Genomic DNA, 23,914 nt, shown 5'->3' on the forward strand with positions numbered 1-23,914 from the left:
AAGCGCCCGGAAGCGCCGCCGACGGACCGGAAGCTCAGAGGTGAGCGGCGAGGAAGCGGACGAGGTCCGTGAGCAGGCGCTTGCGGGACGCGGCGCGGCGGTACTCGTGGCCCTCGCCGGGCAGCTCGAGGTACTCCACGGGGCGGTCGAGCCGCTCCAGCGCCGCGACGATGCGCCGCGCCTCGCCGACCGGCACGTTCGTGTCCAGCTCGCCGTGCACGACGAGCAGCGGCACGTCGATCGCCTCCGCCCGGCGCAGCGGCGAGATCGCCTCGAGCAGCGCGCGGTCCCGCTCCGGGTGCCCGTACTTCGTGACGGCGGCGGCGCCGATCCAGGGCTCGGTCTCCTCGTAGAAGCGGGTCAGGTCGCTCATGCCGCAGACGTCCACGCCCGCGGCGAAGACGCCGGGGGAGAAGGCGAGGGAGGCGAGGGTCAGGTACCCGCCGTAGGAGCGGCCCGTGATGCCGATGCGCCGCCGGTCCGCGACGCCGGTGGCGACGAGGTGGTGCGCCGCCGCGCGCACGTCGCCGAACGCGTCGAACCGGCCGCCGAGGTCGTCGGCGTGCACGAACTCCCGCCCGAACCCCGACGAGCCGCGGATGTTCAGCGCGAACACGCTGATGCCGGCGGCCGCGAGCGCCTGGTGCTGCGGGCTGAAGGTGGGTCGCTCCTGCGCCTCCGGTCCGCCGTGCAGGAACACGACGGCCGCGTCGGCGCCCGGCGCGCGGTAGAGCCAGCCGGTCAGGGTCAGGCCGTCCTCCCCGGTGAACACCTCGAGGGTCGGCACGACGAGCCGCTCCTCGGGCGCAGGCGCGGCGGTCACGCGGGTCCAGCGGCGGCTGTGCGTGTCGAGGTGCCACAGCTCGCGCGCCCGCTCCGGCCCCTCCACCCCGAGGATCACGGAGCCGCCGTCGCGGGACAGCACGGGCGTCGTGGCGACGAGGCCGGGCATTCCGGTGATCGGCTGCCGCTCGCGGGTCGCGGGGTGGAAGAGCTCGAGCTCGCTGCGGCCCGCCGCGTTCCAGACGAGCAGCAGCAGGCTGCCGTCGTCGTCCGCGTCGACCGCCTCCAGCTCGGCGTCGTCGCGGTACGCGAGCGTCCGCGGCTCGCCGCGGTGCCCGTTGGGGCCGAAGGGCAGCCCGATCAGCTGCCGGCGGGGCAGCCCGACGTCCGACGCCAGGTAGACGTAGAGGGGGCCGGACTCGCCCTCGGGCGCGGGCCGCACGAGCGCGACGTCGGTGGAGCCGGTGCCGCTCGGCAGGAGTGGGGAGTGCTGGTCCTCCAGCCGGTCGACGACGCTGCAGAACTGCCGTCCCCGCTCCCCGTCGAGCAGGATCAGGAACCGCTCCTCGAGCGAGACGTCGAGCACGTGGATGAGGTCGCCCTCGGCGAGCGGGTCGAGCCGCCCGGTCCACGGGTCCGCGAGGAACGACCGCGTCGGCTTCCCCGGGCCGAGCGACGGGTAGGTGACGACGACGCGGTGCCCGCTGCGGGTCCACGGCCCGAGCTCGGCGTGCTCGACGTGGTCGCCGGCGATGCACCGCGCCTCCGTGCCGTCGGGGCGCACGACCCACACCTGGGTGCGGACGCCGCCGTCGGTCGCGACGGTGCAGGCGAGCCAGCGGCTGTCCGCCGACCACGACACCTTGATGACGGGGTCGGCGGAGAGCGGGATCCGGGTCGGGGGCGGCGCCTCGCCCTGCAGCACCACCTCCTGCACCCACACCTCCGGGGTGCCGGAGCGGTCGCTGATGAACGCGACCCGTCGCGCGTCCGGCGTCATGGTGGGGCACCAGCTGCCCCAGGCGTCGACGAGGCCGGTGCCCAGCCGGACGGCGGCGTCGATGCGGTCGTCGGTCGCGGTGTCGGTCACCCGCCCAGTCTCCCGGCCGCGCGCCGTGCGCCGCCACCACGGCGGTCAGGGCAGCAGCAGCTCGCCGCCCGCCTCCGCCACGAGGTCGAGGCCGACGGCGGCCACCGGCGTGTGCGCGCCGGGCACCGCCGCGCCCCGGGCGATCCGCGCGGCGACGGCGGCCGCGACCGCCGCGGTGAAGGTCCCCGCGTCGCCGGTGCGGAGCCACGCCTCCCGCACGGTGCCGTCCGCCCACTCGGCGCGCGCGTGCCCCCAGGAGTGCTCGCGCGACCGCGGCCGGTCGGGCAGCCGGACGGCGGCGAGCCGCCGCACCGCGAAGCGCTGCAGCGGGGCCAGGCGCAGGAGGGGGCCGGCGAGCGGCAGGACGGCGCGGACCGCCCGGCCGGTCGGCACCGCGGTGGTGGCCGCCACGACCTCCGGCGCGCCGCTCGTCCGGGCCGCCGCGAGCAGGTCGCCCGCGGGCCAGGCGCCCGTGGTGACGACGTCGCCGTCGGGCAGGGTCAGGCGGAGCGGGAACGATCCGACGCCGGCGCGCACCAGGCGCCCGCCGGTGATGCGCCGGCCGCCCTCCGGCACCCCCTCCACGATCGTGGCGGCGAGCGCCTCGCCGAGCGGGCCCGCCTCCGTCGCCAGCGACGCGATCGCGTCGACGCGCACCGCGTGCGGCGCGGACCGCTCGGCCATCAGGGCCGCGATCGGCGCCTCGGTCGCCACCACGCCGAACCCGGCGCCGGTCACGGCCGTGCGCCCGGCGCGCTCCGCCTCGTCGTGCAGCGCCAGCACCGCGTCCGCCGCCACGACGTCGTTCGCGAGGTCGAGGTAGGAGGAGGCGGGCAGGCACGCGCGCAGGATCGGCGCGGCCGTGCGGGCGAACGGGCCGACGGTGTTCACCACGACCGCGGGGTGCTCACGACGGATCGCGTCGGCGATCGCGGGCACGTCGGGCGCGACGACGACGCGCGCACCGGCGGGCAGAGGGTCGGCGGCCGCCTGCAGCCGCGCGCGGTCCCGGCCGACGAGGGTCGGGGACAGCCCCTGCGCGGCGAGCAGGCGGGCGACGTCCCGCCCGGTCCGGCCGGTGGCGCCGAGGATCCAGATCTCCGCCGCGGCGTCGCTCACAGGGTCACCACGACCTTGCGCGCGGACACGCCCCGGCGCTGCAGCTCGAGGGCGTCGGGCACCGCCTCGAGGCCGGTGCCGGCGACGAGCGGTTCGGGCAGGGCGCGGTAGCGGCCCTCGGCGAGCGCGGCAGGCAGGAAGTCCCGCCAGATCGCCGGACCGACCGCGGAGTGGCGCAGCGCGCTGCCCCACACCGTGCTGACGCGGACCCCGGCCCGGCGGGCCCGCATCCGGACGGGCACCTCGACCCCGGCCATCCGCAGCATGCTCGGCAGCGCGCGCGGCACGGCGGTCCGGCCGGGGCGGATGCGCTCGAAGCTGACGGCGGTGCTCGCCGACGCCACCCGCTTCGCCCCATCCGCGCGGGTTGCGATCTCGACGCCGCGGGCGGTCGATCCCGTGCCGATGGCGAGCACGCCCGCGAGACGGCGCCCGGCGAGGGCCGCCACGACCCGGTCCACGACGGCCGCATCCCGGCGGTCGAGCACCTCGCGGGCGCCCAGCTCGAGGAGCAGGGCCGCGTTCGTCGGGGAGGCGGTCGCGACCACGTCGTAGCCGGCCGCGACCGCCAGCTGCACCGCGTTGAGCCCCACCGCCGTGGCGGCGCCCCAGATGACCACGGACTCCCGCTCCCCGGCCGCGTCCGCCGTGGTCGGCAGGCGCAGCCCGAGCTGGCCCTGCTCGAACAGGCCCGTCGCCGCGGTCGACAGCGTGAGGGGGAGGACGACGGCGTCCGCCGCGGCCATCCCCTCCGGGATCGGCGCGGCGAGGTCCTCCGAGAGCAGCGTGGACGACCGGAACGCGCCCTCCTCCGGCCGGTTCCGGTCCTTCTCCGTGCCGACCGCGAGGCCGAGCACCCGGTCGCCGACCCGGAAGCGCGTGACCCCGGACCCGACGGCGACGACCTCGCCCGCGACGTCCTCGCCGAGCACGGCGGGCCGGCTGAGCCAGGCGTAGATCAGCGAGCCGATCGTCTGCACGATCCAGTCGACCGGGTTGATCGCGACGGCCTCGGTGCGCACGAGGATCTGGTGCGCCTCCGGGACCGGGGTCGCGGCGGGCCCGACCCGGAGGTCGCCCCCGCGGTCGAGCCAGAGTGCGGTGTCGTCCGTCATGGCGGTGCTCCTGTCGTTCATGTCACGCTGTGTCATCACCTTAGGGTGTGATGACACGTCGTGTCGTCACGTAGCCTGGGAGTGTGACGAGGTGGGCTCCGGATGCGCGTGGGCGGCTGCAGCGCGCCGCCGTCGAGCTGTTCGCGGAGCAGAGCTTCGCGGCGACGACGGTGCCGCAGATCGCGGAGCGCGCGGGGCTGACCACCCGCACGTTCTTCCGGCACTTCGCGGACAAGCGGGAGGTGCTGTTCGCCGGGGACGAGATCCCCGAGTACGGCGCCGAGCTGATGCGGAGCGCGCCGGCGGAACTCGACCCCATGTCGCTCATCGCGCAGCAGCTGCGCATCGTCGCCGAGACGACGTTCGAGGGCTCCCGCGCCGACGTGCGCCGGGTGCGGGCGATCATCGAGTCGGACGAGGCGCTGCGGGAGCGCGACCTGAAGAAGCGCGGCGCGCTCGCCGCGGCCGTCCGCGCCGGCTTCCTCGCGCGCGGGGAGGACCCCGTCACCGCGGCGGTCGCGGCCGACCTGACCGTGTCCGTGCTGCACGTCGCGCTCGAGCGCTGGCTCGACGACCCCGCCGACGACGCGACCGCGCGGCCGCTCGGCGACGTGGTGGACGACGTGCTCGCGGCGTCCGCCGCCCTGCTGGGGTCGCACGCGCGCCCCTGAGCACGGTTCAGGGGCGGAGGAGGCCGGGCAGCTCCGCGAGCGAGCCGATGACCGCGGTCTCCTCCGGCGGCGCGGTGCCGTCGCGGTCGAGCAGGACGGCGGACAGCCCCGCGCCGCGCGCCCCGAGCACATCGGTCTCGGGCTCGTCGCCGACGTACGGCACCTCCTCCGGCGCGACGACCAGACCCGCGCAGGCGGCGAGGAACGCCCGCGGGTCCGGCTTGGGCGCGCCGACGGCCTCCGCGGTGAAGACGGGTCCGACCGCGTCGGCGAGCCCCAGCACGCGCAGCTTCGCCCGCTGCTGGGTCTCGGTCCCGTTCGTCAGGACGCCGAGCCGGTAGCCGGCGGCGCGGAGCGCGGCGAGGGCGGGCGCCGCGTCGTCGTACCCGCGCCACGCGCGCTCGTAGGCGGGCAGGTAGCCGGACTCGAACAGCGCGTCGAGCTCCTCGTCCGTGCCGACGGGCTCGCCGAGCAGGGGCAGCACGTCGCGGAGGCGGTCCCTGCGCTGCTCCGCCCACGTCGAGGTCCCGGCCCGCCACTCGGCGAGGTGCACCGCCATGGAGGCGAACCACGCGTCGACGACGTCGGGCGTCGCCCGCTCGCCGAGCCACGCGCCGACCGCCTCCCGCGCCGCCGCCCGGTGGTCCATCAGCACCCCGTCGAGGTCCAGCAGCACGGTGGTGATGCGCGCGGATCCGCAGTTCCTCCCCGACACGCCGTCCAGCGCGCCCTCGGCACCGGCGCGCCGCCTCGTTCCTGCGGAACCGCGGATGAAGTGCGGATCCGCGGGGCACGGGGTCACCGGATGCCGTTGGACTGCAGCCAGAGCTCCAGCAGGCCGAGCTGCCAGAGCGCGTTGCTGCCGAGGGTCGTGCGCTCCGTGTTCGGGTCCGCGAGGAGCCGCTCGACCGTGTCGCGGCGGAACAGGTCGCGGTGCCGCGCGGCGGGGTCGAGCAGGGCGTCGCGGACCTTGGCGAGCATCGGGCCCTCGAGCTGCCGGATGGCGGGGACCGGGAAGTAGCCCTTCGTCCGGTCGATCACCGCGTCCGGCACGAGGCCGCGCGCGGCGCGCTTCAGCACGCCCTTGCCGCCGTCGGCGAGCTTCAGGCCGGGCGGGATGCGGCCGGCCAGCTCCACGAGCTCGTGGTCGAGGAAGGGCACGCGCCCTTCCAGCCCCCACGCCATCGTCATGTTGTCGACCCGCTTCACCGGGTCGTCCACGAGCATCGTGGTCGTGTCGATCCGCAGCGCGGCGTCGACCGCGGTACCGGCACCGGGCGCCCCGAACGCCGCGTCGAGGAACGCCCGCGGCACGTCCGTCTCCGCCAGCCACGCCGGGTTCAGCCACCGCGCCATCGCCGCCCACGGCCGGTCGACGAACACCGCGGAGTAGGCGCTCGCCACGTCGCTCCGCGGCACCCCGGCCAGCGGCGGGTACCAGTCGTACCCGCCGAGCACCTCGTCGGCGCCCTGCCCCGACTGCACGACCTTGACCGAGCGGGAGACCTCCTCCGACAGCAGGAAGAACGCGACGCAGTCGTGGCTCACCATCGGCTCGCTCATCGCCGCGACCGCCGCGTCGACGGCGGGCAGCAGGCGCTCGGCCCCGATGGGGATGCGCTCGTGGCGGGTGCCGAACTCCCGAGCGACGAGGGAGGAGTACGCGAACTCGTCGCCGGACTCCCCGCCGCTCGCCTCGAACCCGATGCTGAACGTCTGCAGCCCGATCTGCCCGAGCTCCGCGAGCAGCGCGACGACGAGGGAGGAGTCGAGACCGCCGGAGAGCAGCACCCCGACCGGCACGTCCGCGACCATGCGCCGGCGCACCGCCGTGCGGAGGGCGTCGAGCAGCGCCTCCTGCCACTCCGCGGCGGGTCGCGCGTCGTCGGCCGCGTCCCGGTCGAACACCGGGTTCCAGTACACGTGCTGCCGGCTCGTGCCGTCCGCCTCGATCACCCGCACCGTCGCCGGCGGCAGCTTCGTCACGCCCGCGAGGATCGTGCGCGGCGCGGGGACGACGGAGTGGAAGCTCATGTACTCGGCGAGCGCGTCCCGGTCGATCGCCGTGTCCACGCCGCCGCCGTCGAGCAGCGCCTGCGGGGTGGACGCGAAGCGCAGCATCCCGGGCCGCTCGTCGAGGTACAGCGGCTTGATGCCGAGCCGGTCGCGGGCGAGGACGGTCCGGCCGGTGGCGTGCTCGCGGAGCACGATCACGAACATGCCGAAGAAGTGGTCGACGAAGCGCTCGCCCCACTGCGCCCAGGCCTTCTCGATCACCTCGGTGTCGGAGGTGGACCGGAAGCGGTGGCCGAGCCCGCGCAGCTCGTTCCGGAGCTCGTGATGGTTGTAGATGCAGCCGTTGAACACGATCGTCGAGCCGGTCTCGTCGTCCGTCATCGGCTGCGCGCCGGCGGGGGAGAGGTCGATGATCGCGAGCCGGCGGTGCCCGAGAGCGACGGGGCCGTCGGCCCACAGCCCCTCGCCGTCGGGCCCGCGGTGCCGCATGCACGCGGTCATCCGGGCGACCGCCTCCCGATCGGCCGGTCGTCCGTCGAACCGGATCTCGCCCGCGAGTCCGCACATGGTCGCGCCTCCTACCGGTGGTGGGGCCGGGATCGGTCGTGCTCGGGCAGCTGGATCCAGGTGTCCTTCGCGCCTCCGCCGCGGGAGGAGTTCACGACGAGGCTGCCCTCCGGGGCCACGCGGGTGAGCGCGAGGTCGGCCAGCACGTAGTCGCGGCGGCGGCGGCCGGTGGCGTACACGAACGCGCGCAGGTCGACGTGGCGCGGCTGCATCCGGCCGTCCTCGATCGACGGCACGGAGGAGAGCGCCACGACCTCCTGCGCCACCCAGCCGGACGGGTTCTGCGCGATCTCGACGCGCCGGAGCGCGACGGTCGCCGCGTCCGCCGCGGGGCCGATCAGCACGCCCTGGCCGCCGTGGCCGTCGACCGGCTTGGTGACCAGCTCGCCGACCCGCTCGAGCACGGCCCGCCGCTCGCCCTCGTCGCTCAGGCGGTAGGTCGGCACGCTCTCGAGCAGCGGGCGCTCGGAGAGGTAGTAGCCGATCAGCTCGGGCACCGAGCGGTACATCGCCTTGTCGTCCGCGACGCCGTTGCCGGGCGCGTTGACCAGGGTCACGCCGCCGGCGGCGGCCACGTCCATGATGTCCGCGCCGATCGGCCGTCCCTCGCCGTCGACCAGGTCGGGCAGCTCGACGTCGAGCCGCAGGTAGAGGCTGCCGATGCGGTCCCCGGTCGACCGCTGCACGACGGTGCCGCGGTCGACCGCCAGGTCCTCGGCCGCGGCGAGCAGCAGGCCGGCGCCGTCCGCGAGGCGCCGGTGCTCGAACCAGGCGGAGCTGCCGTCGCCGCTCGACAGCAGCGCGCCGCGGGTGCCCGGCTTCGCGCCCGCGAGCACCGTGCGCCGCAGCTGCTCGAGCGCGGTCGCCGGGTCGGCGAGCCGGCCCGGGCGGGGCAGGTCGGGTGCGACGGCGTCCATCAGCTGGCGGACCGCGATCGCGTACCCGGCACCCGAGGGGTTCCGCAGGTTGTCCTCGAGCACCCGCCAGCCGCCGTACTCGTTCCGCACCAGGTCGAAGCCCTGGATCGGCGCGCGCAGCGTGCCCGGCGGCAGTCGGGTCGCCTCCTCGCGCCAGCCGGGGGCGCCGAGCACCGCCTCCTCGGGCAGCACGCCGTCCCGCAGGATCCGGCGCTCGCCGTAGACGTCGCCGAGGAACGCCTCGACGGCGCGGGCGCGCTGGATCAGGCCGGCCTCGAGCTCGCTCCACTCGTGGGCGGCGATCAGGCGGGGCACGAGGTCGACGCGGAACGGCTGCTTCGCGCCGTCGACGCCGAAGTCGAGGCCGTGGTCGGCGATCCAGCGGTCGCGGGCCGTCTCGAGCCCGTCGATGCCGTCGGCGCCGAGGCCGCGCACGTGCTCCACGACGCCGCGGTAGTTCGGGCGGGCGACGGAGTTCGCGTCGACGCCCTCGTCGCCGGCGCGCGCGCGGTAGCGGCGCAGCGCGGGCGTGGCGGGCGCGGGGCCGGAGGCGGGGCCCTGCGTCTCGTCGACGACGCTGCGCATCACGTCGGACAGGTCGCCGTGCTGCACGAACGCGGCGCGCTGCCGGTCGGCGGAGTTGCCACGGGCGAGGGCGGTCTCCGCGAGCTCGGAGACCTCCTCCCAGTCGCCGAGCTCCTCCAGCACGTCGCGGAGGTCGGTGACCAGGCCCCGCACGGCGTCGCGGGCGGGCAGCGGCCGCGGGTGCAGCGAGCCGTCGAGGAGCTGACCGGAGAGCCCGCCTCGGGCCGCCTGCCAGATCGCGGCGCGATGCAGCGGCAGCGGCCGGATCCCGCGGGGGAGCCCGGCCTCGATCCCGCGCTCCGCGTCGCGCACCAGGGCCCGGAAGAGGCCCGCGATCAGCACCGCGTCGTCGACGAGCGGGCACGCGTCGCAGATCCGCAGCTCCAGCGTGGGGGCGTGCGACGAGGGGCGCACGTCGAAGTAGGCCATCTTCGCGTCGGCGATGACGCCCGAGGCGATGAGGTCCTGCAGCAGCTCGTCGTAGGCGGCCGAGTCGGGCAGCGGACCCGTCGGCCCGGCGCTCGGCCAGCGCTGCCAGATGATCGTCCGGATGGAGGCGTAGCCGGTGTCGAGGCCGTTCCAGTACGGGCTGCTCGCCGACAGCGCGAGCAGCACCGGCAGCCGGTTCGCGATGCGCTGCGTGATCTCCACGGCGAGGTCCCGATCGGCCACCCCGACGTGGATCTGCGTGCCGCAGATCAGCTGCTCGTCGACCAGCAGCCGGTACTGCTCCTGCATCCGCCCGTAGCGGCCGGAGGCGGTCAGCTCGAAGTCGCGGAATTCGCTGCGCGGCGCCGTGCCGACGGCGGCGATGCCGAGGTTCTCGCGCCCGGCCACCTCCACGGCCCCGCGGCGCAGCCGCAGCAGCTCCTGCCGCAGCCCGTCGAGGCTCGACACGACGTCGGTGTTGGTCTCCACCGTGGTGCGCTGGATCTCCGCGGAGAAGTTCTCCCGCGGCAGCTTGGCCAGCACCTGGGGTGCGCGTGCGGCGAGCTGCCATCGCTCCAGGTCGATGAGGTGCAGCTCCTCCTCGGCGCCGAGCGTCAGTGCAGCGGCCATTCCGGAACCCTAGCCGCGGCGTGTTTCCCGAGGGTTTCGGGCACCGAGGAGTTCGAGTGGCGCGTGGGTGGCGCGCCAGCCCCCGAAGTGGGGAACCGCTGATCGCGGGATTCTCTCCGGTCTCTCAGGAGCGGTCGGCGAGGCTCGTGCTGCCTGACCGGCCTCGACGATGCGGCCGGTCAGGCGATCCCGGTCGTGCCGAGCAGCACACCGATCGACCAGGTCGCGGTGAGCGCCAGTGCGCCGCCGACCACCGTGCGCAGCGTGGGCCGCATCGCCGGTGCGCCGCCCAGCCGAGCGCCGGCGGCACCGGTCGCGGCGAGCGCGATCAGCGCCACGACGACGGTGACGGCGACCCGCAGCGGCGCGGGCGCGAGCAGGACGGCGAGCAGCGGCAGGACGCCGCCGGAGAGGAACGACACGGCGGAGGCGGCGGCAGCGGCCCACGGGCTCGCGGTGCCCGTGCCGGTGGCGGCGCGCTCGCTGTCACGCTGGCTCGAGACGGACACGTACTCGCCGAGCGCCATCGAGACCATGCCGCCGATCAGGGCCGCGAGCCCGGCGACGAGCACCGGGCCGTGCGCGACCGTCGCGCCGGCGACGCCGACGACGATCGCGGCGACGGACACGATGCCGTCGTTCGCGCCGAGCACGCCGGCGCGCAGCGTGTTCGCCTGCGCGGCGACGTGCTCGTCCGAGGTCGATGTGCCGTGCGTGAGGGCGGCGAGCAGAGCGGTCATGGCAGCATCGTGCGCCGATCGCGGACGCCCCGCCAGCAAGGCCAGGCAAGCCTCACCCGGCCGCTGCGGGCCCCGCGCAGCAGCCCCGGCGTAGCGTCACCGACGTGCCGCACCACCCCTACCCCGACCTGAAGCCGCCGCAGCTGGTCCTCCTCCGACACGGCGAGACCGAGTGGAGCCGCACCGGCAAGCACACCGGCGTCACCGACGTGCCGCTGACGGAGGAGGGGGAGCGGCGCGCCCGCGCGGTCGCACCCGTGCTCGCGCGGCACGACTTCGGCCTGGTGCTGTCCAGCCCGCGGCAGCGCGCGGTCCGCACCGCCGAGCTCGCCGGCTTCGGCGGGCGCATCGAGCGCACGGACGACCTCGTCGAGTTCGACTACGGCGACTACGAGGGCCGCACCTCCGACGAGATCCACGAGACCCGGCCCGACTGGGACCTCTGGCGCGACGGCGCCCCGGGCGGGGAGACGGCCGAGCAGGTGCGCGAGCGGGTCGAGCGCGTCATCGCCCGGGCGCTGCCGGTGCTCGACGAGGGGCACGACGTGCTCGCCGTCGCCCACGGCCACGTGCTGCGCGCCCTCGCCGCGGCCTGGATCGACCTGCCGCCGGACGGCGGCTCCCGGCTCGTGCTGTCCACCGCCGCCATCGGCGAGCTCGGCTTCGAGCACGGCAACCGCGTGATCGACCTGTGGAACGCGACCCCGTGAGCGACCGCGACGAGGCGCTCGCCGGACGCCGCTTCGGTGCGGCGGCGGACGAGTACGTCGTTGGTCGGCCGGACTACCCGGCGGAGGTCGTCGAGTGGCTGCTCGGCGATGCGCGGGAGGTCGCGGACGTCGGCGCGGGCACCGGCAAGCTCACCGGTGCGCTCGTGGGCGGCGGCCGCTCCGTGACGGCGGTGGAGCCGGACGCGGGCATGCTCGACGCGCTCCGCCGCGAGGTGCCCCAGGCCCGGGCGCTCCAGGGCGCCGCGGAGGCGCTGCCGCTGCCCGACGCCGCCGTCGACGCGGTCGTGTTCGGGCAGGCGTGGCACTGGGTCGACGTGCCGAAGGCGTCCGCGGAGGCGGCGCGGGTGCTGCGCCCCGGCGGTGTCCTCGGCCTCGTCTGGAACGTGCGGGACTCCTCCGTCGACTGGGTCCGGCGCATCGGCGACGTGTTCCTCGGCAGCGCGGCGGAGCGGCTCATCGAGACCGACTCGGTGCGGGTCGACCCGCCGTTCGGCCCGCTCGAGCGGTTCGACGTCCGCTGGACCCGGCCGATGAGCGCCGACGACGTGGTGGCGATGGCGGCCTCGCGCTCGTACGTCATCGCGCTGACGCCCGAGGAGAAGGCCGACGTCTTCGCGGGCGTCCGCGAGGTGCTGGCCACGCATCCGGAGACCGCCGGCCGCGACCGCTTCGACCTCCCGTACGTCACGAGCGCCTTCCGCGCGGTCCGGCCCTGACCGCGCTCGCGGGGCCGTCCGCTGCTGATCGCTGCGTGCGCACGGGCGGATCAGCAGCGGAGGGCCCCGGCAGCGGCTACGGCGTGGGCGTGCCGCCGTTCACGGCGAGCGTGGCGCCGACGACGAAGCTCGACTCCGGGCTGCTGAAGAACACGTAGGCGGGCGCCATCTCGGCGGGCTGGGCGGCGCGGCCGAGCGGCGTGTCCGAGCCGTAGCCCTCGATCTCCTCCGCGGGGATGCCCTTCGACACCTGCAGCGCCGTCCAGGTGGGGCCGGGCGCGACGACGTTCACGCGGATGCCTTTCGGTGCGAGCTGCTGCGCGAGGCCCTTGCCGAGGTTGTTGATCGCCGCCTTCGTGCTCGCGTAATCGATGCGCTCCGGCGACGCCTGGTAGGTCTCGAGGGAGGCGGTGAGCACGATCGTCGAACCCGGCTGCAGCAGCGGCACCGCCGCCTGCACCATGCGGAACGCGGCGAACACGTTCACCTCGTAGGTCTCGACGAACTGCTGGTCGGGCAGCTCGACGACGTCCGTGTTCGTCACCTGCTTGCCCGCCACCAGGGCGAGCGCGTCGAGGCCGCCGAGCGCCTCGTGGGCCTGCTGCACCGCGTCGCGCGCGAACGCGGCGTCGCTCAGGTCGCCCGCGATGCTGACGCCGGTGCGCCCCGCCGCCCGGATCTGCTCGAGCACGTGGTCGGCGTCCGACTGCTCGGCCGGCAGGTGCACGATCGCGACGTCCGCTCCCTCCCGGGCGAACGCGATCGCGGTGGCGCCGCCGATGCCGGAGTCGCCGCCGGTCACGATCGCCTTGCGGCCGGTGAGCCGCCCGGTGCCGCGGTAGGTCGCCTCGCCGAGGTCGGGGACCGGGGTCATCTCCGACTGGAGACCGGGCTCGTCCTGGATCTGGTCGGTGCGCGGGTCGATCTTGGGGAAGCGCGTGCGGGGGTCGTCGAACGTCAGCTGATCTGTCACGACTCCGAGCGTGGCGAACCCGGCTGAACGCGGGCCGGAACGCCCAGCCGCCGGGGGCGCCGCACGGGCAGGATGGGGCGCGTCCCGCACCGGGAGGGCGCCGATGTCGATCGTGTTCGCGCTGCTCGGCGCGCTCGTCTACGGGTTCTCCGACTTCGCCGGCGGCCTCGCCAGCCGCCGCGCTCCGGCGCTCGCCGTCGTCTTCTGCGGGCAGCTCGCGAGCACCGCCCTGCTCGCGGTGCTGCTGGTCGCCGTGCCGGGCCGGTTCGACCCGCCCTCGATCGGCTGGGGGGCGACGGCCGGGCTCTGCGGCGGGCTCGCCCTGCTGCTCTTCTACCGCAGCCTCGCGGTCGCCCCGATGACCGTCGTGGCACCGCTGACGGCGGTGATGTCGGCGGTCGTGCCGGTCGTCGGCGGCATCGGCCTCGGTGAGCGGCCCTCGCCGCTCGCGCTCCTGGGCGTGCTGCTCGCGGTGGGCGCAGTCCTCCTCGTGAGCGCCGAGGAGGGGCGGCTGCCGGGCCTCCGGACGCTCCGGGGTCCCGGCGTCGTGGGCGCGCTCGTCGCGGGCACCGGCTTCGGACTGCTGTTCGTGCTGCTGTCCCGGTCCGCGGACGACTCCGGCTTCTGGCCGCTCGCGGGCGCGCGGGTCGCCTCCGTCGTGCTGCTCGGACTGGTGGCGCTCATCGGGCGGCGCGGCCTCGTGCCGCGCGGGGCCGCGCCGGGACTGGTCCTCGCGTCCGGCATCGGCGACATGACGGCGAACCTGCTGTTCGTGCTCGCCTCCAGGCTCGGGCTGCTCTCGGTCGTCGGCGTCCTGCTCGCGCTCTACCCGGCGGGCACCGTGCTGCTCGCGCTGCTGGTGCTGCGCGAGCGCCTCCACCGCGTGCAGCTCGCCGGTCTCGGCGTCGCCGCGGGCGGCGTGGTGCTCATCGCGCTCGGCTGAGCGGTGCGCCCCCGCGGGCTGGAGGCTCGGCGACCGCGGACGGGCGGCCGCTACGGTCGCGGCGTGACCCGCCAGCGCATCCTCTTCGGCGAGCAGCTCGGACCGATGTTCGACGACGACGAGGAGCCGATCCTCCTCGTCGAGTCGCTCGCCGCCTTCCGCAAGCGACCGACCCACCGGGCGAAGGCGCACCTGTACCTCTCCGCGATCCGGCACCGGGCCGCCGAGCTCGGCGACCGGGCGGAGCTCGTGCGGGCGGACACGTTCCGGGAGGTGCTGACGGGCCGCGACCTCGTCGCCGTGGATCCGACCTCCTACGGCGCCCGCCGCCTCGTCCGGTCGGTGGGCGCGGAGGTGCTGCCGAGCCGCGGCTTCGTGACGAGCGAGGCCGACTTCGCGGGCTGGGTCCGCGGCCGCACCGACGCGAGCCTGGTCATGGACAACTTCTACCGGTGGGTCCGCGAGCGCGAGGGGATCCTGATGACCCGCGGCGGCAAGCCCGTCGGCGGGCGCTTCAGCTACGACGTCGACAACCGGCAGCCGCCGCCGAAGAAGGCGGAGACCCTCGGCCTGCCCGAGCCGTGGTGGCCGGAGGAGGACGAGATCGACGAGCAGGTGCGCGCCGACCTCGACCGCTGGGAGCGGGAGGGGGTCGTGCACTTCCTCGGCGCCGACGGGCCGCGCCGCTTCGCCGCGACCCACGGCGAGGCGCAGGAGGCGCTGCGGTGGTTCGTCCGCGACCGCCTCCCGGACTTCGGGCGGTGGGAGGACGCGACGCTCTCCGGCGACTGGACGATGGCGCACTCGCTGCTGTCGTTGCCGATGAACCTCGGCCTGATCGACCCGCGGGAGGTCGTCGACGCGGCGCTCGACGCGTACGCCGACGGGTCGGTGCCGCTGAACTCCGTCGAGGGCTTCGTGCGGCAGATCGTCGGCTGGCGCGACTGGATGTGGCACCTGTACTGGCACCTGGGCGAGGACTACGTGCACCGCAACGCGCTCGGCGCGACGAACCCGGTGCCGGACGCGTTCTGGGAGCTCGACGCCGCCGCGATCGAGGCGAACTGCCTGTCGTCGGTGATCGCGGGCGTGCACGAGCACGGCTGGGCGCACCACATCCAGCGGCTCATGATGCTCGGCAACTTCGCGCTCGAGCGCGGGTTCGACCCGGCCGAGACCAGCGAGTGGTTCATCGGCGCCTTCGTCGACGGCACCCCGTGGGTGATGCCGACGAACGTCGTCGGGATGAGCCTGCACGCGGACGGCGGCGTCGTCGCGACGAAGCCCTACGCCTCCGGCGGCGCCTACATCGACCGGATGACCGACTACTGCGGCGGCTGCCGGTTCGACCCGAAGGTGCGGGTCGGCGAGGACGCCTGCCCGTTCACCGCCGGGTACTGGGCGTTCCTCGAGAAGCACCGCGAGCGCTTCGCCGCGAACCGCCGCATGGCGCAGCCCCTCGCCGGGCTCGGCCGCCTCAAGGACCTCGACGAGGTCGTGGCCCAGGAGGCGACCCGCACCCGCTGGTGACCCGCTCCCCGCGCACTCCTGCAGCGACGGCCGGACGGCCGGCGAAGATGCGTGTTGCAGTCGCAGTTGCGCGCGAGCGGAGGCGCGCAACTGCGACCACGGCGCGCATCTGCTGAACGCGCACCCGCTGGTGATGCCTCGACGGGGGATCAGACGTCGATGAGCACCTTGCCGGTCGTGCCGGCCTCGACGGCTGCGTGGGCGTCGCCTGTGCGCTCGAGCGGGAAGCGGGTGACGGGCAGGCCCGCCGCCTCGCCGATCCGCAGCGCGCCCGCCTCGACCGCTGCGCGCACGCCGGCGACCGCGGCGTCCTTCTCGGCCCCGCTCGCCGTGTACGTGAGCAGGAAGCGCCACCGCAGGTTCTTGCCCATGAACGGCCGCACCTGGAACGACAGCGGATCCGGGGTGTCGGTGGCGTAGACGGCGATCGTGCCGCCCGGAGCGAGCACCTCGCCGTCGAGCTCCGCGTTCGCGTTCGGGTTGACCTCGGCGACCAGGTGGACGCCGTCGGGCGCGAGCTCGCGGATGCGCGCGGTCGCGTCCTCGGCGCGGTAGTCGACCACCTCGTGCGCGCCGGCTGCCCGCGCGAGCGCCGCCTTGGCCGGGGAGGAGACCGTCGTGATCACGCGCGCGCCGGACCAGACCGCGAGCTCGATTGCCGCGTGCCCGACGGCACCGGCACCGCCCGCGACGAGCACCGTGCGGCCCTCCAGCGCCCCCGGGCCGAGCGGGAGGCCCTCGGGGTCCGCGGCTCGCAGCGCGAGGTGCGCCGTCAGCGCGGGGATGCCGAGCGCGGCGCCCAGGTCGAACGACGCCCCGTCCGGCAGGGGCACCGCCTGCTTCGCGGGTACCACGGTCGACTCCTGGGCGGTGCCGTCGGGCCGCTGGTACGCGGCGTCCCACACCCACACGCGGGTGCCGACCGCGAGGTCGACGCCCTCGCCGACCGCGTCGACGACGCCGGCGCCGTCCTGGTCCGGCACCTGGTCGCCCTGGGGCTCGGTGCCGCTGCGCGACTTCCAGTCGGTCGGGTTCACACCGGACACCGCGATGCGCACGCGCACCTCGCCGGGACCGGGCTCGCGCTCCTCCCGATCGACGAGGCGCAGCACGTCGGGGCCGCCGGCACGGGAGTAGACCATCGCTCGCATGCCGCCAGTCTTCTCCCGCGCGCCCTGTGGAACGCCAGGAGATCGCCCCGGCCCCGCCCGCCTTCGCAGCGGCCGGATGCCACACTGCCGTCCATGGCGAGGCTGCTGGTCGCGGTGAACGCCGCGGCCGGAGGCGGGCGCGCGCGTGCCGTCGGCGACCGCGCGGTCGCGGCGCTCGGCGACGACGGGCACGACGTGCGCCGCCTGACGGCCGACAGCGGCCCGGCGATGGAGGCGGCCCTGCGGCGGGCGGTGGCGCAGGACGCCGCCGACGCGGTCGTCGTGGTCGGCGGCGACGGCTCCCTCCACCTCGCGGTGAACGCGCTCGCGCAGACCGGCGTGCCGCTCGGCATCGTCGCGGCCGGCACCGGGAACGACGTCGCCCGCTGCCTCGGGCTGCCCCACGACGACCCCGACGCCGCGATCGCCCTGCTCGTGGAGGCGTTCGACGCGGGCGACGACGAGCCGATCCCGACGCGCTCGATCGACGCCGTGCGGGTCAGCACCGGCCGGTGGTTCGTCGGGATGCTCTCCGCCGGCTTCGACGCGGCGGTGAACGAGCGGGCGAACCGCATGACGCGGCTGTCGGGCACGCCCCGCTACGTCGTCGCCGTGCTGCTCGAGCTCGCCCGGCTGCACGCGCGCCGCTACCGCGTCACCACGGATCGCGACACCCGGCGCCTCGACGCGGTGCTCGTGACCGTCGGCAACACCGCGAGCATCGGCGGCGGCATGCGGCTGGCGCCGGACGCCCGCGTGGACGACGGCCTGCTCGACGTCCTCGTCGCGACGCCGCTGAGCCGCGTGCAGCTGCTGCGCCTGTTCCCGAAGGTGTTCCGGGGCACCCACGTGAACGACGACCACGTGAGCTTCGAGCGCGGCCGCGTCATCACGATCGACGTCGACGACCGCGGGCCCGCGCCCGTCACCTACGCGGACGGCGAGCGGTTCGGTCCGCTGCCGGTCACGCTGCAGGTCGTGCCGGGCGCGCTGCGGATCGTCGTGCCCGCGCCGGTACCGTCGACCCCGTGACGGAGGACGTGCGCTGGGTCGCGGCCGACGACCCGGTGCTGCGCCCGCTGGTCGAGGACCTCGCGCGGGAGTACGACGCGCGCTACGAGCCGACGGACGGGGTGCCGTCCTCCGCGGAGCTGACGCGGTACCCGCCCGAGGTGTTCGCGCCGGAGCGCGGCGGCGCCTTCCTCGCGCTGCTCGAGGACGGCGACGACGGCCCGCTGCTCGTCGCCGGCGGCGCGATCAAGCGCGGCGGCGCGGGGACGGACGGCCGCCCGCGCGCGGAGCTCAAGCGCATGTGGACCCACCCGGACCGGCGCCGCCGCGGGCTCGCGGGCCGGGTGCTCGCCCTGCTCGAGCAGCGCGCGGCCGACCTCGGCTACACCGGCCTCGAGCTGTCCACGGGCGCGCGGCAGCCGGAGGCGGTCGCGCTCTACCTGCGCCACGGCTGGACCCCCGACTTCGACCCGGGGGTTCCCCAGGACGCGGCCGCCTACCTCCGATTCACGAAGGCGGTGCCGTCCGCCGGCTGAGTCCGGCCGTCAGGAGGCGGGCGCCTCCGGCGGCACGACCGGGCGGGCGACGATCGGGCTGGAGTAGGCGACGCTCGTCGTCACCGAGCCGAGCGCGCCGATGCGGCCGGTGATCCGCTCGAGGTCCCGCATCGACGTCGCGACCACCTTGAGCACGAAGCAGTCGTCGCCGGTGACGTGGTGGGCCTCCAGCACCTCGGGGATGTCGGCGAGCAGCGCGTGCAGCGGGCCGTAGGCGCTGCTCGGGTAGCGCAGCCGCAGGTGCGCGAGCACCGCGTAGCCGAGCGCCTCCGGGTCGACCTCCGCGCGGTAGCCGCGGATCACGCCCGCCTCCTCCAGCCGCCGCACCCGCTCGGCGACGGCGCTCGCGCTCATCCGCACGTCGCGGGCGAGCTCGGCCATGCTGCGGCGGCCGTCCTGCTGCAGCACCGCGAGGATCGCGCGGTCGGTCCGGTCGGCGGTGATCGGGGATCCGGTGGTCATGCGGGCAGTCTGCCGCGGGATCGACGGTCGCGGAGCGGGAGGACCGTCGATCGCCCCTGTTCGACGGCCCGCCTCATCCGTACCGTTCCTCCGCATGAACGACGCCGTGGCCCACTTCGCCGCCCGCCTCCGCTTCGAGACCGACCCCTCCGACGTCCGCGCCGCGCAGCTCGCCGGCGACCGGTTCGTGCTCGTCGACAGCCGCGGCGACGCCGCCTGGCGCCAGGGGCGCGCGACCGGCGCGGTGCACCTGCCGACGGCGCGGATCACCGCGGAGGCGGCCCGGACGATCCCCGCCGACGTGCCGGTCGTCGTCTACTGCTGGGGCCCCGGCTGCAACGGCGGCACGAAGGCGGCGCTCGCCGTCGCGCAGGCGGGCTACGCGGTGCGCGAGATGCTCGGCGGCTTCGAGTACTGGGCCCGGGAGGGCATGCCGGTCGAGACCGACGACGGCCCGGTCGCCCGCGTCGCCGACCCGCTGACCGCACCGGTGGACGCCGTCTCCTGCGCCTGCTGAGTCAGTCGCCGAGCAGCACCTGCTGCGCGTCGACGAGCAGCTGCTCGGCGGAGCCCCCGCGGTCGAGCAGCGCGACGAGCGCCGTCCGGAGGGGCGCGGTGCCGGCACCGCTGACCACGGACGAGTCCCGGAGGAGGGAGGCGGCGTGCAGGGCCTCGATCGCCAGCACGTCGAGCGCGGCGTCGACGGACTCGTGCGCCGTGCGCGCCGCCGTCCAGCCCCAGGTCGCGTAGTCCTCGACCTCGGACAGCACGACGTCCGCGAGGCTGACGGGCGCCGCGAGGCGCTGCAGGTCGACGAGGCGCTCGGCACCGGCGTAGGCGAGCAGCCCCGGGATGCCCGCGCGGTCCGCCGCGCGCAGCGGCCGGGCGAGCGCGGAGAGCACCGCGGTGCGCCTTGTCGAGATGCGGCCCACGTGGGCGAGCGCGAGCCGCAGGCTCTCCAGCCCGAGCACGAGGTCGGGTGCCGCGAAGTTGCCGTTGGGCACGACCGAGCGGCTCGCCACGTCCACGAGCGGGTTCTCCGCCCGCACCACCAGCGCGTCCTCGACCGCCGTCAGCAGATCGTCGGAGCGCTCGGCGAGCGCGCCGTGCACCTGCGGGGCGCTGCGGAAGGACAGCTCGTCCTGCGTGCGGCGCTCCCGCTCCGCCTCGAGGTACGAGCCCCGCAGCGCCCCCCGGATCGCTTCGGCGGACCGCGCGGTGCCGGTGCCGTCCGCGTCGGCGTGCACGACGGGGGAGAAGGGGCCGAGGTCGCCGGAGGGGCGGTGCGCGGCGGCCGCCTCGAGCGACAGCGCGACGACGGCGTCCGCGGCGAGGCCGACCCCCTCGAGCCGCGGGTCGAGCACCACCGCGGCGCCGATCGTGAACGTGTTGGTGTTGAGCAGCGAGAGGCCCTCGTGCAGCTCGAGCGCGAGCGGCTCCAGCCCCGCGGCGGCGAGCGCCTCCGCGCCCGGCACCTCCGTGCCGTCGTCCGCGAGCGCGACGCCCTCGCCGATCAGCACCTGGGCGACGGCGGCGTTCAGCGCGAGGTCGGCCATGCCCACCGAGCCGCGGTCGCGGACCAGCGGCGTGATGCCGGCGCCGAGCAGGGCGGCGAGCGCATCGGCGACCTGCGGCCGCACGCCCGCCCCGCCGAGCGCCAGCTGCGCGACGCGGGTCGCGATCGCGGCCCGCACGACGAGGGGATCGACCGGGTCGCCGAAGGCGCCCGCGTGGTTCCGCACGACCTGCACCTGGAACGCCGCCTGGTCGTCGACCGAGTCGTCCGCCCCTGCGCCGAGTCGGCGGGTGGCGCCGTACACGGCCTGGCCGCGTTCGACCGCGTCGAGCAGCACCGACCGCGACACCGCCATGCGGGCGCGTGCGGAGGCGCCGATCCGCACGCCGGCGCCGAGCGCGATCTCGAGCACTTCCTCCGCGGTGACGGGATCGGTGCCGATCGTGATCGGCCTCGGTGCGCCGGCCCTGGCCATCAGCGCGCGGCCAGGTTGCCGCGGAGCGTCGTCGCCGGCAGCTCGCGCCGCAGCAGCCCCGCGTCGCGCAGGGCGGGCACGAGCGGGTCGAGCGTGCGGTGCACGTGGGCCGGATGCACCTGCCCGGTGAACAGGAAGCCGTCGGCGCCGCTGCCCTCCGCGAGCTCGCCGAGGCGGTCCGTGATCTCGGTCGGCGTGCCCACGATCGCGAGCCCGTCCGCCTTCGCGCGCGCGGTGAGCACCTCCCGCAGCGTGGACCCGGCCGGCGCGCTCCTCACGAAGTTCTCGAGCGTGCCGCGGTTGCTGTTGGTCTCGAAGGACGGCAGCCACGCGTCCAGGTCGAACGCGGCGAAGTCGACGTTCGTCAGGTACGAGATCGACTGCAGCTGCTCGTCGATCGCGGCCTGCGTCAGCTCGGCGCGGGCGCTGCGGACGGAGGCGGTCTCCTCCGCGTTGCGGGTCGGGATGGGGTTGACGACGAACAGCACGGTGATCGCGTCGGGGTCGCGGCCCGCGTCGGCGGCGGCCTGGCGCACCTGGTCGCGGTGCGCCTTCATGCGCTCGGGCGTGGAGGCGAGGGCGAGCACGACGTCGGAGTGCTTGCCCGCGAACGCCTGGCCGCGGCCGGACGCGCCCGCCTGCACCATCACCGGGTCCTCCTCCGGCGGCAGGGCGTTCAGCGGCCCGCGCACCCGGAAGAAGCGGCCCTCGTGATCGATGGTGTGCACCTTGCTGAAGTCGGCGTAGACGCCGTTCGCGGTGTCCTCGAGCACGGCGCCGGGCTCCCAGCTGCGCCAGAGCTTGCGCACGACGTCGACCCACTCGTCCGCGCGGTCGTAGCGCAGGTCGTGCTCGGTCTGCTTGTCGAGCCCGTAGTTCTGCGCCGCGAGGTCGGAGCCGGAGGTGACGACGTTGAAGCCGAGGCGGCCGTGCGCGAAGTGCTGCAGCGTCGCGAGCAGCCGCGCCGCGGTGTACGGCTCCCAGAAGCTCGCCGACAGCGTGGGCACGATGCCGATGCGCTCGGTCGCGCCGAGCAGGTACGGCACGAGGGGGAACGGGTCGTGCTTCGGCACGAAGCGCGCCGCCGCGAGGTTCACCTCCGCCGTGCCGCGGTACGTGTCGGGCACGGCGACGCCGTCCTCGATCACGAGCAGGTCGAGGGCGGCGCCCTCGAACACCCGCACGGCGTCCTGGTAGACGGCGGGCTGCTTCCAGTCGTAGCCGACGCCGTAGGTGGGGTCGCCCCAGCCCTGGACGCCGAAGCCGGCGCCGAGGAACCAGCCGAAGTGCACGGGCGAGTCGGTCATCGAGAGAGCTCCGAGAGGTAGTTGGTGGCGGAGTCGGGCGCGACCGCGACCACGACGGCGCTCGGGTCCAGGCCGGCGGCCAGGTCCAGGGCGACGGCGACGGCCATGCCGGAGGACGGGCCGACGAGCAGCGCCTCCTCCTCGGCCAGCCGCCGCACCGCGGTGTAGGCGGCCTCGTCCGTGGGCGTGCGGATCTCGTGCGGCACCGTCGTGTCGAGGTTCTTCGGCCAGTGGCTCACCGGCCAGGTGCTGCCGACGCCCTCGACGCGGATCACGCCGGGCGCGCCGCCGCCGTAGGTCGAGCCGGCGGGGTTCGCGCCGATGATCCGCACGCGGTCCTCCGACACCTCCCGCAGGTAGCGGCCCGTGCCGGAGATCGTGCCGCCGGTGCCGATGCCCGCGACGAGGTGGGTGATCGCGCCGCCGGTCTGCCGCCAGATCTCGGGACCTGTGTAGCGGTAGTGGGCGTTCGGGTTGGCGGGGTTGTCGTACTGGTGGCTGCGCCAGCCGCCGCGCTCGAGCGCGATGCGATCCGCGACCGCGCGCGGGTTGGCCGGGTCCTCGGGGCCCGCGTGCCAGTCCGCCCGGACCAGCTCCGCGCCGTAGAGGCGCAGCAGCGCGAGCTTCTCGGGCGACATGCCGTCGCCGTGCACGATGACGACGGGGTGGCCGGTGACGCGGCCGACGAGGGCCAGGCCGATGCCCGTGTTGCCGGAGGTCGACTCGACGATCGGCGCGCCGGGCGCGAGCGCGCCGGCCGCCTCCGCGTCGCGCACCAGCGACAGGGCGGGCCGGTCCTTGGCGCTGCCGCCCGGGTTGCGCCCCTCGAGCTTCACGAGCACCTGCGCACCGCCCGCGGGGGAGAGGGCGCGGAGCCGCACGATCGGTGTCTCGCCGATGAGGTCGAGCACCGAGTCGGCGACGCCCGGCAACGACGGGGGCGCGGAGACGACGGGGGAGTGCATCCCCACCACGGTACGGGCCGGGTGCCGCGCGGCGGCGCTCTGTGACGCCGCGCGGCACCCCTTCGGTCCGTGAGGAGATCGTTCCTGCGGAACGAGGAGGACGTCTGCGTCAGGGGCGGAGGCGCTCCAGCAGGGCGGCCTTCGGCAGGTTCGACGTGCCGGTCAGGCCGCGGCGCTTCGCCTCGGTGCGGAGGCGAAGCAGGGTCCACGACTCGCTCGGCTCGTCGTCGCCGGGCTGCGCGGGCAGCGGCGGGGTGAGCTCGGTGGTCGTGACGGTCGGCTCGGTGGAGCCGTCGGTTTCCTGGAACACCGCCGCGGCCTCGGCGGCGTCGCCGTCGTGGGACGGCTCCTCCGGCGCGACCTCGGCCTGGGCCGCGATCTGCTCGAGCTCCTCGGCGATCGCCTCGGCCTCCTCGGCGGCGGTGGTCGCGGGGTCGGCGACGATCTCCGCCTCCAGCACGGCCTCCTCGACGGTGGCCTGCACGGCCGCGTCGACGACCGCCTCCGCGACGGCCTCCTCGACCACCTGGTCGTCGAGGGTGTGGAAGTCCGCGATCTGGCGCTCGAGCTGCTCGACCTTGCGCTCGGCGTCGGTCAGGCGGGCCTCGGTGCTGCGGAGCGCGAGCTTCAGCAGCTCCGCCTCCTCCGGCTTGCGTTTCGGCGCCGCGGCGCCGCCGTCCGCGGCCTTCCTCTCGGCCTTCTCCGCCTTCTTCACGGCCGCGTCCGCGGCCTTGCGGGCCTTCTTCGCGTCGGCGGCGAGTGCGGCGGCCTTCGCGGCCGCCTTCGCGGCGGCCTTCTTCTCCTGCTCCTTCGCCTTCGCGGCCGACTTCGCCTCCGCCGCCTTCGCGGCGGACTTGTCGTCCTGCTTGGTCTTCTTCTTCGACTTCTTGGCCACGGGTGCTCCTGACGCGTGCA

The 23,914-nt window shown here is 75.6% G+C and carries 22 protein-coding genes; 8 read left to right on the plus strand and 14 right to left on the minus strand.

Annotated elements, in window-relative coordinates; genetic code table 11:
- Nucleotides 1-34: 34 nt before the first annotated feature.
- The 3 genes from ABEA53_RS04665 to ABEA53_RS04675 are packed head-to-tail and all read right to left on the minus strand — an operon-like array spanning nucleotide 35 to nucleotide 4,107.
- Entirely contained in the window at nucleotides 35-1,873 is a 1,839-nt protein-coding gene (locus ABEA53_RS04665) for a S9 family peptidase (protein WP_345479841.1), read from the minus strand.
- A 45-nt stretch (nucleotides 1,874-1,918) separates the two neighbouring features.
- Nucleotides 1,919-2,992, minus strand: coding sequence for a saccharopine dehydrogenase NADP-binding domain-containing protein (locus ABEA53_RS04670; protein WP_345479842.1), 1,074 nt, complete (start codon nucleotides 2,990-2,992; stop codon nucleotides 1,919-1,921).
- The gene (locus ABEA53_RS04675) at nucleotides 2,989-4,107 is read right to left on the minus strand and encodes a zinc-binding alcohol dehydrogenase family protein (protein WP_345479844.1); all 1,119 of its coding nucleotides are present in this window, start codon (nucleotides 4,105-4,107) and stop codon (nucleotides 2,989-2,991) included. Before ABEA53_RS04675 ends, ABEA53_RS04670 begins: the two co-directional genes overlap by 4 nt.
- A gap of 83 nt (nucleotides 4,108-4,190) precedes the next feature.
- Between ABEA53_RS04675 and ABEA53_RS04680 the strand changes: the two genes are divergently transcribed.
- Nucleotides 4,191-4,778 (plus strand): TetR/AcrR family transcriptional regulator, encoded by a 588-nt coding sequence (locus ABEA53_RS04680; protein ID WP_345479845.1) that lies wholly within the window; start codon nucleotides 4,191-4,193, stop codon nucleotides 4,776-4,778.
- A gap of 7 nt (nucleotides 4,779-4,785) precedes the next feature.
- Here ABEA53_RS04680 and ABEA53_RS04685 read toward each other — a convergent pair whose 3' ends face one another.
- The 4 genes from ABEA53_RS04685 to ABEA53_RS04700 all read right to left on the minus strand — a co-directional run bounded on the left by ABEA53_RS04685 (nucleotide 4,786) and on the right by ABEA53_RS04700 (nucleotide 10,662).
- Nucleotides 4,786-5,493, minus strand: a complete 708-nt coding sequence (locus tag ABEA53_RS04685) for an HAD family hydrolase (RefSeq protein ID WP_345479846.1) — start codon at nucleotides 5,491-5,493, stop codon at nucleotides 4,786-4,788.
- Nucleotides 5,494-5,576: 83 nt separating this feature from the next.
- Entirely contained in the window at nucleotides 5,577-7,361 is a 1,785-nt protein-coding gene (locus ABEA53_RS04690) for an N-acetylglutaminylglutamine amidotransferase (protein WP_345479847.1), read from the minus strand.
- Between the two features lie 11 nt (nucleotides 7,362-7,372).
- Nucleotides 7,373-9,922, minus strand: coding sequence for a glutamate--cysteine ligase (locus ABEA53_RS04695; RefSeq protein ID WP_345479848.1), 2,550 nt, complete (start codon nucleotides 9,920-9,922; stop codon nucleotides 7,373-7,375).
- 179 nt (nucleotides 9,923-10,101) lie between these two features.
- Nucleotides 10,102-10,662, minus strand: coding sequence for a VIT1/CCC1 transporter family protein (locus tag ABEA53_RS04700; protein WP_345479849.1), 561 nt, complete (start codon nucleotides 10,660-10,662; stop codon nucleotides 10,102-10,104).
- 104 nt (nucleotides 10,663-10,766) lie between these two features.
- Here ABEA53_RS04700 and ABEA53_RS04705 point away from each other — a divergent pair, with 104 nt between their 5' ends.
- Both ABEA53_RS04705 and ABEA53_RS04710 read left to right on the plus strand, forming a co-directional pair.
- Nucleotides 10,767-11,372, plus strand: coding sequence for a histidine phosphatase family protein (locus ABEA53_RS04705; protein ID WP_345479851.1), 606 nt, complete (start codon nucleotides 10,767-10,769; stop codon nucleotides 11,370-11,372).
- Nucleotides 11,369-12,109, plus strand: a complete 741-nt coding sequence (locus ABEA53_RS04710; RefSeq protein ID WP_345479852.1) for a class I SAM-dependent methyltransferase — start codon at nucleotides 11,369-11,371, stop codon at nucleotides 12,107-12,109. The genes ABEA53_RS04705 and ABEA53_RS04710 overlap by 4 nt, the downstream gene beginning before the upstream one ends.
- 76 nt (nucleotides 12,110-12,185) lie before the next feature.
- On the opposite strand, the gene ABEA53_RS04715 is transcribed toward ABEA53_RS04710, so the two are convergent.
- Nucleotides 12,186-13,082, minus strand: a complete 897-nt coding sequence (locus ABEA53_RS04715; protein WP_345479853.1) for an SDR family oxidoreductase — start codon at nucleotides 13,080-13,082, stop codon at nucleotides 12,186-12,188.
- Nucleotides 13,083-13,185: 103 nt separating this feature from the next.
- Between ABEA53_RS04715 and ABEA53_RS04720 the strand changes: the two genes are divergently transcribed.
- Nucleotides 13,186-14,025 (plus strand): EamA family transporter, encoded by an 840-nt coding sequence (locus ABEA53_RS04720; protein WP_345479854.1) that lies wholly within the window; start codon nucleotides 13,186-13,188, stop codon nucleotides 14,023-14,025.
- A gap of 63 nt (nucleotides 14,026-14,088) precedes the next feature.
- Nucleotides 14,089-15,555 (plus strand): cryptochrome/photolyase family protein, encoded by a 1,467-nt coding sequence (locus ABEA53_RS04725; RefSeq protein ID WP_345479855.1) that lies wholly within the window; start codon nucleotides 14,089-14,091, stop codon nucleotides 15,553-15,555.
- Between the two features lie 149 nt (nucleotides 15,556-15,704).
- Here ABEA53_RS04725 and ABEA53_RS04730 read toward each other — a convergent pair whose 3' ends face one another.
- The gene (locus ABEA53_RS04730) at nucleotides 15,705-16,706 is read right to left on the minus strand and encodes an NADPH:quinone reductase (RefSeq protein WP_345479856.1); all 1,002 of its coding nucleotides are present in this window, start codon (nucleotides 16,704-16,706) and stop codon (nucleotides 15,705-15,707) included.
- 93 nt (nucleotides 16,707-16,799) lie between these two features.
- Between ABEA53_RS04730 and ABEA53_RS04735 the strand changes: the two genes are divergently transcribed.
- Together ABEA53_RS04735 and ABEA53_RS04740 are read left to right on the plus strand one after the other, a co-directional pair.
- Nucleotides 16,800-17,738, plus strand: coding sequence for a diacylglycerol/lipid kinase family protein (locus ABEA53_RS04735; protein WP_345479857.1), 939 nt, complete (start codon nucleotides 16,800-16,802; stop codon nucleotides 17,736-17,738).
- Nucleotides 17,735-18,253: a GNAT family N-acetyltransferase gene (locus tag ABEA53_RS04740; RefSeq protein WP_345479858.1), complete on the plus strand. Its 519-nt coding sequence runs from the start codon at nucleotides 17,735-17,737 to the stop codon at nucleotides 18,251-18,253. Before ABEA53_RS04735 ends, ABEA53_RS04740 begins: the two co-directional genes overlap by 4 nt.
- Before the next feature lie 9 nt (nucleotides 18,254-18,262).
- Here the strand turns inward: ABEA53_RS04740 and ABEA53_RS04745 are convergent, their stop codons facing one another.
- Entirely contained in the window at nucleotides 18,263-18,736 is a 474-nt protein-coding gene (locus tag ABEA53_RS04745; protein WP_345479859.1) for an Lrp/AsnC family transcriptional regulator, read from the minus strand.
- A 94-nt stretch (nucleotides 18,737-18,830) separates the two neighbouring features.
- On the opposite strand from ABEA53_RS04745, the gene ABEA53_RS04750 reads away from it, so the two are divergent.
- Nucleotides 18,831-19,253 (plus strand): rhodanese-like domain-containing protein, encoded by a 423-nt coding sequence (locus ABEA53_RS04750; protein ID WP_345479860.1) that lies wholly within the window; start codon nucleotides 18,831-18,833, stop codon nucleotides 19,251-19,253.
- A gap of 1 nt (nucleotide 19,254) precedes the next feature.
- Here ABEA53_RS04750 and ABEA53_RS04755 read toward each other — a convergent pair whose 3' ends face one another.
- The 4 genes from ABEA53_RS04755 to ABEA53_RS04770 form a co-directional block, all read right to left on the minus strand.
- A complete protein-coding gene (locus ABEA53_RS04755; protein WP_345479861.1) occupies nucleotides 19,255-20,727 on the minus strand; it encodes an aromatic amino acid lyase in 1,473 nt (490 codons plus the stop codon).
- Complete coding sequence (locus ABEA53_RS04760) at nucleotides 20,727-22,034, minus strand: NtaA/DmoA family FMN-dependent monooxygenase (RefSeq protein ID WP_345479862.1); 1,308 nt, start codon at nucleotides 22,032-22,034, stop codon at nucleotides 20,727-20,729. Before ABEA53_RS04760 ends, ABEA53_RS04755 begins: the two co-directional genes overlap by 1 nt.
- Nucleotides 22,031-22,999: a PLP-dependent cysteine synthase family protein gene (locus tag ABEA53_RS04765; protein WP_345479863.1), complete on the minus strand. Its 969-nt coding sequence runs from the start codon at nucleotides 22,997-22,999 to the stop codon at nucleotides 22,031-22,033. The genes ABEA53_RS04760 and ABEA53_RS04765 overlap by 4 nt, the downstream gene beginning before the upstream one ends.
- 109 nt (nucleotides 23,000-23,108) lie before the next feature.
- A complete protein-coding gene (locus tag ABEA53_RS04770) occupies nucleotides 23,109-23,894 on the minus strand; it encodes a hypothetical protein (RefSeq protein WP_345479864.1) in 786 nt (261 codons plus the stop codon).
- Between the last annotated feature and the right edge of the window lie 20 nt (nucleotides 23,895-23,914).

Origin of the sequence: Amnibacterium soli (assembly GCF_039544415.1) — a bacterium.
In the GTDB taxonomy this organism is placed as follows: domain Bacteria; phylum Actinomycetota; class Actinomycetes; order Actinomycetales; family Microbacteriaceae; genus Amnibacterium; species Amnibacterium soli.